The organism is Ensifer sp. GW821-FHT05G01, assembly GCF_059419585.1.
Map to the genome: position 1 here is coordinate 159,586 of NZ_JBWKSC010000016.1, position 14,815 is coordinate 174,400.

The following is a 14,815-nucleotide window of genomic DNA, read 5'->3' on the forward strand; positions in this document are numbered from 1 at the left end:
GGGAAACGTCATGGTGAACAAGGTATTGACGGCAAATCGGCTCTCGGATGGCATATCCGTCTGGCTGGATGCCTCGGGCAACTGGGTCGAGCAGCTCCAGCAGGCCTTCATTGCCCGCCATGCCGAGGCGGTCACCGCGCTCGAAGCGACCGGCAAACTCGCTTTTGACGACAACAAGGTGGTCGACGCCAACGTCGTCGACGTCGAGGAAGTCAACGGCATTCTGCGGCCGCTGCGTATGCGCGAACGCATCCGCGCCGAAGGCCCTTCGATCCCCTATGCCGCCGGATATAATGGCCTCGCCGGCCCGAACTTTGCTGCCTGAGGAACCGACACGATATGTACCGTTACGATGAATTCGATCATGCCTTCGTTTCCTCGCGAGTCGATCAGTTCCGCGATCAGGTTGAACGCCGCCTGAACGGCGAACTGGCCGAGGATGCATTCAAGCCGCTGCGTCTGATGAACGGCGTGTACCTGCAGCTTCATGCCTATATGCTGCGCGTCGCCATCCCCTATGGCACGCTGTCCAGCCGCCAGATGCGTATGCTTGCCCATATCGCCCGCAAGTACGACCGCGGATATGGTCACTTCACCACCCGCCAGAACATCCAGTACAATTGGCCGCGCCTTTCCGACACGCCGGATATCCTCGACGAACTGGCAAGTGTCGAAATGCACGCGCTTCAGACGTCGGGCAATTGCATTCGCAACGTGACGGCAGACCATTTCGCTGGTGCGGCGGCTGATGAAGTTGCAGATCCAAGGCCTTATGCCGAAATCCTCAGACAGTGGTCGAGCGTTCACCCGGAATTCTCGTTCCTGCCGCGCAAGTTCAAGATCGCCGTTACCGGTGCCGAGCGCGACCGCGCCGCAATCCAGGTGCATGACATCGGCCTGCACCTGAAGAAGGATGAGAACGGCCGCATCGGCTTTGCCGTCTATGTCGGTGGCGGACAGGGCCGCACGCCAATGATCGCCAAGAAGATCCGCGATTTCCTGCCGGAAGAGGACCTTCTGTCCTACACGACGGCGATCATGCGCGTTTACAACCTGCATGGCCGTCGCGACAACAAGTACAAGGCACGCATCAAGATCCTCGTGCACGAGACCGGGGCGGAAGAACTCTCCCGTCAGGTCGAGGTGGAATTCACAGCGCTGAAGGATACGGAGCTGAAGCTGCCGGAAGCCGATATCCAGGCCATCTCCACCTATTTCGCACCTCCGGCGCTGGAGCCGCGCGCGGAAGGCTGGGAAAGCCTTGCACGCTGGAAGAAGACCGATGCGGAGTTCTCGCGCTGGGTTCACCAGAACGTTCAGCCGCACAAGCATCCTGACTACGGAATGGTCACGATCTCGCTGAAGCCGATCGGCGGCATTCCGGGGGATGCGACCGACGCCCAGATGGACGCCGTTGCCGACATCGCCGAGGAATATGCCTTCGACGAAATCCGCGTCAGCCACGAGCAGAACCTAATCCTGCCGCATGTGGCGCTGGCGGATCTGGAGCCGATTTACCGGGCGCTCGTCGTTGCCGGTCTGGCGACGGCCAATGCCGGCCTGATCACCGATATCATTGCCTGTCCCGGGCTAGACTACTGCGCGCTTGCAAACGCTCGCTCCATTCCGGTCGCGCAGGAAATCTCGACCCGCTTCGGCGCGCCAGAGCGGCAGGCCGAAATCGGTGAGTTGAAGATCAAGATCTCCGGCTGCATCAACGCCTGCGGCCACCACCATGTTGGCCATATCGGCCTGCTCGGCGTTGAGAAGAAGGGTTCGGAACTCTATCAGATCACGCTTGGCGGCTCCGGCGATGAGAACACTTCGATCGGCGAGATCATCGGTCGCGGTTTTGAACCGGAGAAGGTGACCGACGCGATCGAGACGATCGTCGATACCTATCTCGGGCTGCGCAACGACAAGTCGGAGACGTTCCTCGAAGCGTACCGTCGGGTCGGTCCGCAACCCTTTAAAGACGCGCTCTATGGCGGCAGCGCACAGGAAGCCGCTTGAGGGGCTAAGGAACGGACATGACAAAAATCTGGAAAGAAACCGGCTTTGTGAGTGATGATCCCTGGATCATCGAAAACGAGGAAACCAAGGCCGGTTCGAACGAAAAGGCGATCCTCGCTCTCGACGCGTTTCTCGCCAAGGTGGCCGAGACGGACGAGGTTGGCTTGGGGGTTGTCGTTGCTCCGGCGGATGACGTGACCAAACTGCAGCCTCATCTCGATCGCATCGCGCTGGTCGCCGTCGCATTCCCGGCTTTCAATGACGGGCGGGCATTCAGCCATGCGTCGCTGTTGCGCGCGCGGCTTGGTTTTGCCGGTGAGGTAAGGGCAGTCGGAGACGTCCTGATCGATCAGATCCCGTTGATGCTGCGTTGCGGTATCGATAGTTTCGCGGTAACCAATGGAACGGCCCTGAAGCGTCTGACGGAGGGCCGGTTGCCGGGTATCGCCAATCATTATCAGCCGACGGCGCGACCCTCTGCAGACGCCAGATCCTATAGCTGGCGGCGTGTTTCTTGAATGTTGTGCTGACCGCGACAGTGTGAAGCACGCCGAATTGCGCGAAAGCGACTATATTTGGAAGGGATTTCCTTCCCGTTGAGCGCGGCTTGGAATATCCGCTTATTGTTGATAGACAGGGTCATCATTTACAGGACTGTAGCCACGATGAATGCTCCGGCAAAAACGGAAGATTTCGCGATCCAGGCACCAGCAGGTGTCTTCGTCGAGACGGTGACGAGCGTCACTCACTATACGGATCGGCTCTTCCGCTTCCGAATGACCCGTCCTGCGGAGTTCCGCTTCCGCTCCGGCGAATTCGCGATGATTGGTTTGATGGTCGGGGACAAACCCGTCTATCGCGCCTACTCGATCGCAAGTCCGGCCTGGGACGAGGAACTCGAATTCTTCTCGATCAAGGTTCCCGATGGCCCGCTGACGTCGCATCTGCAGGCGATCAAGCCGGGCGACAAGGTGCTGATGCGCAAGAAACCGACCGGTACGCTGGTTCTGGATGCGCTTGTTCCCGGCCGCCGGCTCTACATGTTCTCGACCGGCACCGGCATTGCGCCTTTTGCCAGCCTGATCCGCGACCCCGAGACCTATGAGAAGTTTGAGGAGGTCATCCTCACGCACACCTGCCGCGACGTGGCCGAGCTGAAATACGGCTTCGATCTCGTGGACGAGATTCGCAACCACGAATTCCTGAACGAGATTGTCGGTGACAAGCTTCGCCACTATGCGACGGTGACGCGCGAGGACTACCCGTTCAAGGGCCGGGTGACCGACCTGATGGTCAACGGCAAGTTCTTCGCCGATCTCGGTCTTCCGCCGCTCGATCCGGCGATCGACCGCGGCATGATCTGCGGCTCGACGGCGATGTTGAAGGACACCAAGGAGATTCTCGAGGCGGCAGGCCTGACCGAGGGCGCCAACAACAAGCCGGCCGAGTTCGTCATCGAACGGGCTTTCGTCGGCTAACGGGCGACAAGAGACGAAACATCATCGCAACATCTTGAAGGGCGCATCACCGGATGCGCCTTTTTCGCATCTGTGCCACAGTCGCGACCGGAGGACGAGCTATGCGTTTCCGGAAGCTCCGCTCTGATCAATCAGCGTACCGGCGGCTGGCATCAGGCACTATCGTTCCCCTAGCATTTTGACATGGTGCGCGACCGTAACCAGTCGGAACGAGCGCACCAATAAAAGCGTCCGTGCCGGAGATGTTCCGGCGATGGCGGACCTTGCAGGGAGTGGCTGATGAGCCTTGAATCCAGAATTCGCCGCAAGTCGTTGCATGACCGGATCGTCACGCCTGAGGCGGCGGCGGCCCTGATCAAGGACGGCATGACGATCGGCATGAGCGGCTTTACCAAGGCTGGCGATGCGAAAGCCGTGCCGCTGGCCATGGCGCAGCGGGCGGCTAAGGAGAAGTTCCGCATCACCCTGATGACCGGAGCGTCGCTCGGGCACGACATCGACAAGATGCTGACGGAGGCGGGCGTTCTTGCGCGCCGCCTGCCGTTCCAATCCGATCCCGTGCTGCGCGCTGCCATCAATCGCGGCGAAGTCATGTTCATCGACCAGCACCTCTCTGAAACGGTCGAGCAGCTCCGCTCCGGCCAGATCAGCCCGATCGACTATGCCGTCGTCGAGGCGGTGGCGATTACCGAGGACGGTGGCATCGTGCCTTCGACGTCGGTCGGCAACTCCGCAAGCTTTGCGATCCTCGCTAGGAAAGTGATCGTCGAGCTCAATCTCAGCCACAGCCCGGAGCTCGAGGGGCTGCATGACATCTACATTCCGGCCAAGCGACCGTCGCGCACGCCGATCCCGGTCGTCGCCTGCGACAGCCGCGTCGGCTCACCCTATATCCCGATTGATCCGGACAAGATTGCAGCGATCGTCATTACCGAAAAGCAGGACAGCGCCGCGCGCATCTCGCCACCGGATGCCGAGACCATCTCGATCGCCGGGCACCTCATCGGCTTTCTTCAGGACGAAGTGCGCAAGGGTCGGCTCGACATGACGTTGAACCCATTGCAGGCCGGTATCGGCGTTATAGCGAATTCGGTCTTGAGTGGCCTCGTCGACAGCCCGTTCCACGATCTGCGCATGTACAGCGAAGTGCTGCAGGACAGCACCTTCGAGCTTTTCGAGGCCGGCAAGCTGAGCTTCGCCTCGGCGGCGTCGATGACGCTCAGCAGCGCCTGGGCCGATCGGGTCTTCCGCAATATCCGCGCCTATAAGGACAAGGTGATCCTGCGGCCACAGGAGGTGAGCAACCATCCGGAGATCATCCGCCGCCTCGGTGTTATAGGCATCAACACCGCGCTCGAGTTCGATATCTACGGCAACGTCAACTCGACCCATGTCGGCGGTACCGACATGATGAACGGCATCGGCGGCTCCGGTGACTTTGCCCGCAATGCGTACCTGTCGATCTTTGTTGCGAAATCGGTTGCCAAGGGCGGCGCGATCTCGTCCGTGGTGCCGATGGTTTCCCATGTGGATCACACCGAACACGATGTCGATATCCTGGTCACCGAGCATGGGCTCGCCGATCTGCGCGGCCTTGCGCCGCGCGAGCGCGCGCCGTTGATCATCCGCAATTGTTGCCACCCGGCCTATCGCGAGTTGCTGGCGGATTATTTCAAGCGCGCCGTGGCAACACGGGCAGGGCAGACGCCGCATATCCTGGAGGAAGCCTTCGACTGGCACGTGCGCCGACTGAAGACGGGCAGCATGCTGCCGGGTGCCTGACCGCCTACTCCTGCGCCAGGTAGGTCATCAGGGCTGACATCGCCGCCGCCGCACCCTCGGCGTCGGCAGACGCGATCGCGTCGATCACCCTGATGTGGCGCTCGACCGATCCGCGCATTCGCTCGACGGACGCTGCGGCAAACCAGATGCGCCGGGCATGCGTCTGCAGTGGCGCAAGAGCCGCCGTCAGGAACCTGTTGGGGCAGACTTCCTCCATCAGTTCGTCGAAGACCTTGTCGGCAACCAGGAAGCCTTCCATGTCGGCAGCGTCTGCGCATCGGCTCATTTCCGCGGCGCATTCCTTCATTGCGCGCCGTGCATCCGTGGTGGCGTGTTCCGCGACCAAGGCGGCTGCAAGCGGCTCCAGCTTCTGGCGAGTTTGCACCACATGCGCGCGATCGTCCGGCCCGATCGTCGTTATCTGTAGGCCGATGCGCGGACGGACTTCCATCAGTTCCTGCCAGGCAAGCTTCTGGATGGCCTCGCGCACCGGCGTGCGGCCATGCCCGGCAAGTTCGATCAGTTGTCTTTCCGTCAGCAACATGCCGGGCTCAAGCTTGAGCGTAACGATCAGCCGCTCGAGAGCGAGATAGGCGAGGTGGGCCTGGGAGTGAACTGACATGTGCATCCCGCAGTTTCTGATATATCAGAGCGTGTCATGTTTTCAGTTTAATGGCAAACGAACTCATGGCTGCTAATCAGGAATGATTACACTGATCGAAGTGGTAGCCATGGAACGGTAAAAGCCTCAGATTTCAACGGCCTGAATAAATTTGGCTTGCCGCCCGTTCGAGGGTTGAATGGTGTTGACGAAGAGGAAGCTGCTTGTCAGTCTTCTCTAAAAAGAGCGTCAGACATCGGCGTTGAGGGGCTTGGCTAAAGGTGGGTGCGTTTCTGGTCTGGTCGCTGATTGTTTTTGCGGGTCTGCTTGCCGTCCCGGCAGTCAGCCATACGAACGCGCAGACGACGTTCTCGCTGATGGCCTCCTCGATGGCTTTCGTCGGTATGGGCATCGCGCAGTTCATGGCGGCACGCCCGCCGGTCATCGAGCCGTTGTTCGGCGGGCTTGACCGCATTTATCACCTTCACCGCAAGATCGGCATCAGTGTGCTGGTGCTTATCCTTGTCCACTATTTCCTGACGCCAGATTTCAAGGGGCTGTCATTCACCAGTGGACTGAACCAGCTTGCCGCCTCCGCCGGGAAGTATGCGTTCTACGGGCTTGTCATTCTGCTTGTTCTCAGCCTCGTCAAAATCATCCCAAAGACGAAGATCAAGATTCCCTACCACCTCTGGCGCTATGCCCATCGCTTCATCGGCCTGCTGTTCGTCCTTGTCGCGTTCCACCAGATGTTCATCAAGCGTCCCTATGACAGCACCGCTCTACTTGCGGTGTATCTCAATGTGTTCGCAGCACTCGGGATCCTGAGTTATGCCTATACGCAGCTTCTGCCCTGGCTGAGGACCCGTCGATACGACGTTTCCGAGGTGGTGAGGCACGATGGAGCGACGATCATTTCGGCGCGGCCAAAAGGTCGGGCGCTGCGGGCCAAACCCGGGCAGTTCGGTTTCCTGCGTGTGTTGAAGACTGGCCTGCGCGAGCCGCATCCCTTCACCATTGCCGGCATCGACGGCGACGGCACGGTGCGCTTCGCCATCAAGCCGCTCGGCGATTATACGCAGGCCCTGCGGGATAGCGTTGCCGTTGGCGACCGGCTGAAGCTCGAAGGCGGATACGGTCATTTCAATCATCGACGCGGCGCCAGGAAGCAGATCTGGCTTGCCGGAGGCATCGGGGTCACGCCGTTCCTCGCCATGGCCCGCCATTTGACCGGCGGCGAGGGGCAGGACATCCACATGGTCTATTGCGTACGCGACCGAAAGGAAGCGATCGGCCTTGAAACCTTCGAGGCGCAGGCGGAAAAGCTCGGCAACTTCAGCTTCGTGCTGCACGATTCGGCCACGGACGGGCGGCTTGATGCGGCCAAACTGGCGGCGGGCAGTCTCATCGATCCGGGCGAGGCCGACCTTTGGTTCTGCGGTCCGGCACCGCTGAGGGAGGCGATCGTCAAGGGCTTGAAAGAGCTTGGAAAGAAGCCGCTCCGCGTGGAGTTCGAACAGTTTCAGTTTCGATAGCAGTTTAATTGAAGATTTTTCGATTGAGGGAGTACGGCCATGCGCGGTCTGCGTGAAATGCGAGCAAGCGTCTCGTCAAGTGCCGGCATCCGCACGAGGAACGGATTGGTATTGATTGCCGGTCTGCTCACCGCCACGCTCTGTCCCGGCGCCGCATCGGCGCGCGACGCTTTTGCCGAGGACGCCTTCTCGACCTACAAGGCGAATGTCGAGAACGGCAAATACATATTCAACGCAGCCGGCTGCGGCGCCTGCCACGGATCGGGCGACGAAACCGAGCTTTTGTCCGGCGGCATGGAGATGAACACGGCGATCGGAACCTTCTACGCGCCGAACATCTCGAACCATGCCAACGGTATCGGCGGCTGGAGCAATGCTCAGTTTCTCAACGCGGTGATGGTCGGGCTCGACCGCGACGGCAACAATCTCTATCCGGTCATGCCCTATACGTCCTATGGCGGGATGAAGCCGGAGGACGTGCTTGATATCAAAGCCTATGTGGAGACCTTGCCGCCGTCGGATGCGGCCTCCAAGGAACATGAGATCGCTTTTCCCTTTAGTCGACAAACGACGATAACCCTATGGAAACGCAGCAATTTCAACGTTCCGGCTTATCAGTCGCGCGAAGAGACACAGATGGAGCGCGGGCGCTATCTCGTTGAAAATGTCGGCGGCTGCGGCGACTGTCATACGCCGCGCACGACTACCTACGGGCTCGATCTGGAACGCGCCTATCAGGGCGAGAAGGGGCTGACGGGTGCGGTCGCGCCCGATATCGGCAAGGCGAAGATGGCGGGTCTGGCCGCGCCCGAAGTCTTTACCACGGGCCTGATCGGCGAAGGCAAGAAGCTGTCCGGTGCACCGATCAGCGATCCCGTCATGCGGCGCATCGCCAAGGGACTTTCGGCGCTCAGCGACGATGATCGTCGCGCGATCTACGCGTTCCTGTCCGATCGCGAGGTCAAGGCGCCGGCGCCGGTGGCGCAATCTGTCACGGCAGTCTGCAAGGAGACCACGGCCTCGACGGCGTTCTCTGGCGACAATGCGGCAGTCGCCCAACAGGCGGATGCATTCATCGGCAAGTATTGCCGCAACTGCCATGGTCCGGGCGAGAGTTCGCAGGGCAGCTACCCCGCAGGCGAACTGACGTCGATCGCCGCCGATGCCAATTTCGTCACGCCGGGCAATGCCGCGAAATCACGCCTCTTCACCTCGGTCACGAGCGGCCGCATGCCGCTTGGCAAGCGACCAACGGATGAAGAGGTCAAGGTGCTCGAAGACTGGATCAATTCGCTCAGTGAAAAGAACCTGCCGCAGACGGCGGCCGCCAAGCCGGATCGATCGCGCCCGATGCTGTCCTACGACCAGTTCGTCGAAGCGGCGCTCAAGGATATCTCCAAGGTCAGCGCACTCGATCGTCGGAACGTGCGCTACTTCTCCTACCGCGACCAATATAACGGCATGATGGGTTGCGAAGACGACGCCACGTTCATGAAGCGGATGGATGTGCTGGCGGGTGGCTTCAAGAAGTTGCTGAACTCCTTGTCTTATGGTCCGAAGCTGGTGGTGCCGGCGGAGGTGGACGGCACCAATGGCCTGCTCGTGCGGGTCGATCTGCGAGACATGCAGTGGGATGCCGCCGACTATGATTTCCTGGTCAAGCGCTACTTCTATGGCGTCGATCCGAAGAGCGATGCCTCGCTTCAGGCGCTGTCCGCCGAGACGCAGACGCAACTGCCGATCATGCGCATCGACTGGTTCATGAGCAATGGCGCCCGGCCGGAGATTTACAACAGGCTGATGAAGTTGCCGACGCATGTCCGAGAACTGGAAACGCGCTTCAAGATCGATGTGGACGACAACATCAGGCGGCGCAATGTTCTGCGGGCCGGATTTGCGGATGGCTCCTCTGGTGTTTCGGACCACAACCGCATGCTTGAGCGGCACGATATGCCGTTTGGCGGATACTATTGGAAATCCTACGACTTCGCTGGTGATCTCGGCAAACAGGTGCTGAAGCGTTTCCCGCATGGGCCCAAGGAACTGGGCACGCTCGATGCCGGTCTGGTGCCGTTTGAGCACGATGGCGGGGAAATGATCTTTTCGCTGCCCAACGGCTTGCAGGGCTATTACCTGTCGACCGCGGCAGGAAAACAGCTCGATGTCGGGCCCACCACCATCGTTTCGTTCCGCGAGCGGCCGATAGGCAAGGGGGTCGAGATCGTCAATGCCCGCTCCTGCTTCGATTGTCATGCCGATGGCATTCTGTCGAAGCGTGATCAGTTGCGCGACCACATCGCCACGTCGACGCTGTTCAGCAAGGACCAACAGGATGTGCTGCTGGCGATGTATGTGAAGCAGGAGGAGCTGGACGAGGCCTATCGCAAGGATCGCGAGCGCTTCGTCGGGGCTCTGCAGAAATTGGAAGTAACCGAACCGACACCGGACGGCGGACTGCAGAGCAAGCACGCGCCCGGCGACGCGGAGATCGTCACCTATTTCGCCGACAAGTATGAAGACGAACTCGACTTGGACGGTCTGGCGGCTGAATTCGACATGACACCGCAGCAGTTTTCCGAAGCGGTCAAGCGCGTGACGGATGTGAATGTGCTGCGCCTCGGGCTGGATTGGGTAACGACGCTGGAGGCCGGCGGAACCGTTCCGCGCAACGAGGTCGAGCAGCAATATGCCCTGTTGCTGGAGCCGCTCACCCAGCGTCGCGCCCTCGATACCGGCTTGATCGTGGTCGCCGGCGATGGACTGCAGCCGGAGGCAATGCCGCAGTCCGTGGCCGCGGCGGTTCCGGACTACCGCAAACAGGAGACGACAGACGGCAGCAAGCTGGAACTCGCGTTGAAGGTGCCGACGACGACGGCCAAGGTCGGCGACCAACTGTCGTTCGAGCTCAGCGCCAATCAGGCCTGCGAATTGCAGATCCTCTATGTCGAGGAAAACGGCAATGTCGAAGTCATCCCGGACGAGATGATCGGCAACACGACGCTGCAGCCCGGCGAACACAGACTGATCCCGCAGCCCGGGACCGGCACGCTGACCTTCGATACGGCAGCGCCCGCCGAAACCATGCTTGCCTTCTGCCGGGTTGGTGGACTGGCGGAGCAGAAGCTCACGCTGGAGAAAGCACGCCAATACGTTGCCCAATCGAAGTTGCCGCCGACCCGCGGACTGGCGGTCAACCTCGCCAAGAAGGCGCGGGCGGACAACGGTGCGAGCAGCGTGCAGATGGTAACTTTCGAGATCAAGGAATAGCGCTAAAGCAATGGGCAAGCTGGTGAAAATGACGATCGTCGCTGCCGCCGTGTTGTTGCCGCTCGCCAACCCGGCCAGCGCCTGTGACGCGTTGGTCGAAGCCTCTGAAGCCCTCAACAGGGGCGACGAGGCGGGGGCGCGATCGGCTGCCGCGCTGGAACGCACGAAAGCTTGTTCTGATACGGAGGCAGCGCTTACCCGGCGCGTGGCGGCGCTTGCGACTTTCAACCGCATCGCAAACGCGGTCGGGGGTGGCGCCTCCCTTGAAACGTTCCAAGGCGAGCTTGAAGCGGCGCGCGACGATGTCGGTGGACCATGGCAGATCCTCGACGCGCTTGGCGATATCGACCGGGCGCGAAAGAAATATGAAAGCGCGGCGACCTATTACCAGCAGGCGTTGGAGGATGCGGCCAACGAGCAACTGACCCCGGAGTGGATGGCGCCGGACAACGCCTACATTCTGCGCCTCGATCGGCTTGCTTCCGAGATGCGGCTTGCGGCGGCCAGGCCGGTGAAGTTCGCGATGCGCGGCGCCTGCAAATTTTCCTATCGCGGCGTATCGATCCGGAAGAAGGCGACGCCGGTTCGCTATGTCTTCGGGACTACCGAGTTCACACCGGAAGGGCTGCAGTCAGCAAAGGATCTGTTCGAGTGCCTGAAATCGGCAAAACCCGTGTCGATCACCCTGATTGGCCACACGGATCCGGTGGGCGGCACAGAGGCGAACAAGACGCTGTCGTTGGCGCGTGCCGAAGCTCTCGCGCACTATCTCGTGGACGCTGGCTACAAGGGCACCTGGACCACGGTCGGCAAGGGTGAGGAAGAGCCGTTCAAGCCGGATGACCCGAGCGCCTATGACGAAGCGATGCTGCACCAATTGGATCGCCGCGTTGAAGTTGATGTGGAGAAATAGACGGTGCTGCGCGAAGCTCTGATTTGGAGCGTGATCTTTGGGCTATCGGCGCTGCCCGCCATGGCCGCCACGTCAGCGCTTGTCGTCGGCGTCGATACCTATCCACATGAAGTGAGCCTCGACGGCGCCGTCAAGGACGCACGTGACGTGGCGCAGGCATTGAAGGCGGCAGATGTCGGCCCTATCCGCGAATTCATCAACGAACAGGCGACCAAGGACGCGATCCGCACCGCCTGGCTGGAGCTTGTCGAGGCCGCAACAACCGGCGACACGATCATCTTCACCTATGCCGGGCATGGCGCTCAGATGCCGGAGCTTGTTGCCGGCAGCGAGCCGGATGGGCTGGACGAGTTTTTGGAGCTTCCGGGCTTCGATCGCAGCCGGGCTGCGGAGACGGCAAGGGAGGTCATCGTCGATAACGAGCTCAATGCCTGGTTCGCCGAAGCAGAGGCCAAGGGCGTTCAGGTGTTGTTCGTTTCCGACAGTTGCTACTCGGGCGGCATGAACCGGTCGATCTCCGGCAAGACGCGGCTTGCGCCGACGGTGCGGGCGCAGTTGCCGCCGCCGTCGCAAGAGGCGGTTTCCGGCGCGGCGGTCAAGGACGAGGATCTGGCGCAGGTGACGATCCTTGCCGCATCGCTTGAGAGCCAGCCAACGCCGGAGGTTGTGATCGAAGGTGAGCCAAGGGGCGCGCTCAGCTGGAGTTTCGCCCGTGCGCTTGAGGGGGCAGCCGATCGTGATGGCGATGGCCTGATCTCAAGGGTCGAGCTTGAGGACTACGTCTTTTCCAACGTCAAGCTCCAGTCCGAGGCGCTGCAGGTGCCGAACTTTACGCCGCAGGTTCCGCGATCAGATAGGGAAATCGTCCTGTCCCTGCCCAGAAGCGCGACGCTGGCAATAGGCAACAGTGCTGCCGCGACCGGCCGGTCGGCAAAGCTGAAACCGGCCCGGGACATGGGGTGGACGGGCAAGCTGGCGCTCAGCGTCGACGGCGTGGCGCCGACGCTTGAGAATATCGGTGGCAGCGGCGTCCCCTATCGATGGGATGCTACCAGCGGCACATTCTACACGCCAAACGGCGATGTTGCCGGCGAACACGTTGCCCCCGATATGGTGCAGGGGGTGGTGGACAAATTCATCGTCCTCGATTTCCTGAAGGCTCTCGCCGCGCAGAACCCCGGCAAAGTCTCGCTGACGCCGGCCAAGGACATTTATGCATCAGGGGATCGCCTGAACTTCGATGCGCCGCAATCCGGATACGCGAACATGTTGGTCGTCAATCTCGCCAATACCGGGGAAGTCCAGCTTCTCGACGCCCAGATAGCAGGCTCCGGCAGCCATGTATTCAAGCTGACGGACCTGGAAGTGGTGAAACCCTTCGGCGCCGATCATCTGGTGGTCATCTCGACGAATGCTTCGATCGACGCGGTCGCTGCTGCCCTCGCAGGCCCGGGCGTCGATGCATCGAGGTTTTTACGTCTCCTGGAAGAACGGCTTGATGGAACCGACAGTGCCGTCGCGATCCAGCCGCTCTATACGCGGGAGCGCGGGCAATGAGCGTCGACATCAGGGTCTGGTCTCTCCTGCTGCCGCTTGTCGGCTGGGGGATGTGTTCGCCTGCATTGGCTGCGGACCGGGCCTTGCTGATCGGGATCGGAAGCTACCAGAACCTGCAGCCAAAGCTGTTTCTGCACGGGCCGAAAAACGACCTTCTTGCCATGGAGGGGTTGCTGACCGGCACTCTCGGCTTCGATCGTTCTGCTATTCGCATCCTGAAGGACGAGCAGGCGACGCGCGCGACCATCCTGTCGTCGATCGAGGAGTGGTTGATCGCGGGCACGCAGCCCGGCGACCGAGCCTATCTCTATTATTCAGGTCATGGTCTCCAGGTCGCCGATATCGATGGCGACGAGGAGGATGGTTTGGATGAGGCGCTGGCGCCGTTCGATGTGGTCGCCGGGATCAAGGATTGGGACGGTGCCGTCACCGATGACGAGCTCGATGCCATCCTCGACCGTTTGAAGGGCAGGGCGGTGACCCTGGTGATCGACGCCGGTTACTCAAGCACGATTTCGCGGTCGCTGTCGGGCGAGGTATCCGCTGGCATCGACGGCGCCCGTTTCCTGGCGCGGCCGGAGGCGAAGCCGGTGGAGCAGGCGCTGACACGTGGGCTTCGCATCGACCTTGGTGTCGTCGACAAGCCCAGCCGCGTCAAAGAGAGCGGTATCGTCGCCTGGAGTGCAAGCGCACCCTATCAGGTGGCATGGGACGATGTGAGGCTGCCGATCGAAAGCCGCCACGGCGTTTTCACGGAGGCCTATGTCGCTGGACAGACGGGGGCGGCGGCGGACGCCAACGCCAACGGGCTGACCAGCAACGCCGAACTTTTCGAATATGTCACCGCGCAATCTGCTGCTTACTGCGCATCGCAGGAGAAATGCGAGACCCTCGACCCGCAACTTGAGACGAAGGCGCTGAACCTCGGCGCCAGTGCAGTCGTTCCTGTTCAGGCAGGGACTGAAGTGACGGCACGGTATCAGCCCGTTGCCGGCGACGGTGCCGCCCCGGCAAGTTATCAGGATGCAGATGCAGTCGATGCGGTCGGCGATATCGTCGGCAAGGCCGATGCTGGCGACGTGCGTATCAGCATCAACCGGCCAACCACGATGAAGGCCGGTGACGTGTTCAAGTTGACGGTCGCAAGCAAAGCTGCCGGAAGCCTCATCCTCATCGACGTCAATGCGAACGGCACTGCAAGCCAGATCTTTCCCAACGAGTTCGCGCAGAAGATTACGCCGCTCGCCGCCGACGTTCCGTTGACATTACCGGACGAGTATTACGGCTTCGACTTCGAAGCCTCGGGAGAAGGCGACAGCGCCTTTGTTGCCCTCGTGATCAGCGATGCCGTCGATCTGGCAGACGTTGCGCCGAAAACCAGGGGATTGAAGGTCGAGCTCAGTGCGCGAGAAACGCTTAGCGAAATTGTCTCGCGGCTGCAGCAGGCCTGGACTGACGACCTGGAGAGACGTGGTATCCGCTGGTCGGTCGGCACGCTACGCTATCACGTCGAATGATCGTTTCTGCGACAGGCCGGATAGTAAAAAGCCCGCCGAAAAGGCGGGCTTTCTGTTTGAAGTCTTTCGCAATCCCTAGTGCAGGATCTGGCTGAGGAAGAGCTTGGTGCGCTCGTGCTGCGGATTGTCGAAGAACTCGGCGGGCGAGTTCT

General features: G+C 60.9%; 11 protein-coding genes. 10 read left to right on the forward strand and 1 reads right to left on the reverse strand.

Translation table 11 applies throughout. The features are described 5' to 3' along the window. Window positions 1-10 precede the first annotated feature (10 nt). From AC07UR_RS30755 to scpC, 5 genes are all read left to right on the forward strand, one after another. Window positions 11-325 (forward strand): DUF2849 domain-containing protein, encoded by a 315-nt coding sequence (locus tag AC07UR_RS30755; RefSeq protein WP_209792907.1) that lies wholly within the window; start codon window positions 11-13, stop codon window positions 323-325. Between the two features lie 14 nt (window positions 326-339). Beyond that, window positions 340-2,013 carry a nitrite/sulfite reductase gene (locus AC07UR_RS30760; RefSeq protein WP_209792909.1) on the forward strand — a complete coding sequence of 558 codons (1,674 nt, stop codon included), beginning with the start codon at window positions 340-342 and terminating at the stop codon, window positions 2,011-2,013. A gap of 17 nt (window positions 2,014-2,030) precedes the next feature. Then, window positions 2,031-2,531 (forward strand): DUF934 domain-containing protein, encoded by a 501-nt coding sequence (locus AC07UR_RS30765; protein ID WP_209792911.1) that lies wholly within the window; start codon window positions 2,031-2,033, stop codon window positions 2,529-2,531. 147 nt (window positions 2,532-2,678) lie between these two features. Next, window positions 2,679-3,491: a ferredoxin--NADP reductase gene (locus tag AC07UR_RS30770; RefSeq protein WP_173419830.1), complete on the forward strand. Its 813-nt coding sequence runs from the start codon at window positions 2,679-2,681 to the stop codon at window positions 3,489-3,491. Window positions 3,492-3,770: 279 nt separating this feature from the next. Further along, complete coding sequence (gene scpC / locus AC07UR_RS30775; protein ID WP_209792913.1) at window positions 3,771-5,273, forward strand: succinyl-CoA:acetate CoA-transferase ScpC; 1,503 nt, start codon at window positions 3,771-3,773, stop codon at window positions 5,271-5,273. Between the two features lie 4 nt (window positions 5,274-5,277). Here the strand turns inward: scpC and AC07UR_RS30780 are convergent, their stop codons facing one another. After that, window positions 5,278-5,895, reverse strand: coding sequence for a GntR family transcriptional regulator (locus tag AC07UR_RS30780; protein ID WP_173419832.1), 618 nt, complete (start codon window positions 5,893-5,895; stop codon window positions 5,278-5,280). 260 nt (window positions 5,896-6,155) lie between these two features. Between AC07UR_RS30780 and AC07UR_RS30785 the strand changes: the two genes are divergently transcribed. Genes AC07UR_RS30785 through AC07UR_RS30805 form a run of 5 tightly spaced genes read left to right on the forward strand, consistent with a single transcriptional unit; the run spans window position 6,156 to window position 14,663 of the window. Then, window positions 6,156-7,409, forward strand: a complete 1,254-nt coding sequence (locus AC07UR_RS30785; RefSeq protein ID WP_209792914.1) for a ferredoxin reductase family protein — start codon at window positions 6,156-6,158, stop codon at window positions 7,407-7,409. 39 nt (window positions 7,410-7,448) lie between these two features. After that, a complete protein-coding gene (locus AC07UR_RS30790; protein ID WP_209792916.1) occupies window positions 7,449-10,676 on the forward strand; it encodes a c-type cytochrome in 3,228 nt (1,075 codons plus the stop codon). Between the two features lie 28 nt (window positions 10,677-10,704). Continuing rightward, window positions 10,705-11,589 (forward strand): OmpA family protein, encoded by an 885-nt coding sequence (locus AC07UR_RS30795; protein WP_494700350.1) that lies wholly within the window; start codon window positions 10,705-10,707, stop codon window positions 11,587-11,589. Window positions 11,590-11,592: 3 nt separating this feature from the next. Then, window positions 11,593-13,146 carry a caspase family protein gene (locus tag AC07UR_RS30800; protein WP_209792921.1) on the forward strand — a complete coding sequence of 518 codons (1,554 nt, stop codon included), beginning with the start codon at window positions 11,593-11,595 and terminating at the stop codon, window positions 13,144-13,146. Beyond that, entirely contained in the window at window positions 13,143-14,663 is a 1,521-nt protein-coding gene (locus AC07UR_RS30805) for a caspase family protein (RefSeq protein WP_209792923.1), read from the forward strand. Before AC07UR_RS30800 ends, AC07UR_RS30805 begins: the two co-directional genes overlap by 4 nt. The last annotated feature ends 152 nt before the right edge of the window (window positions 14,664-14,815 follow it).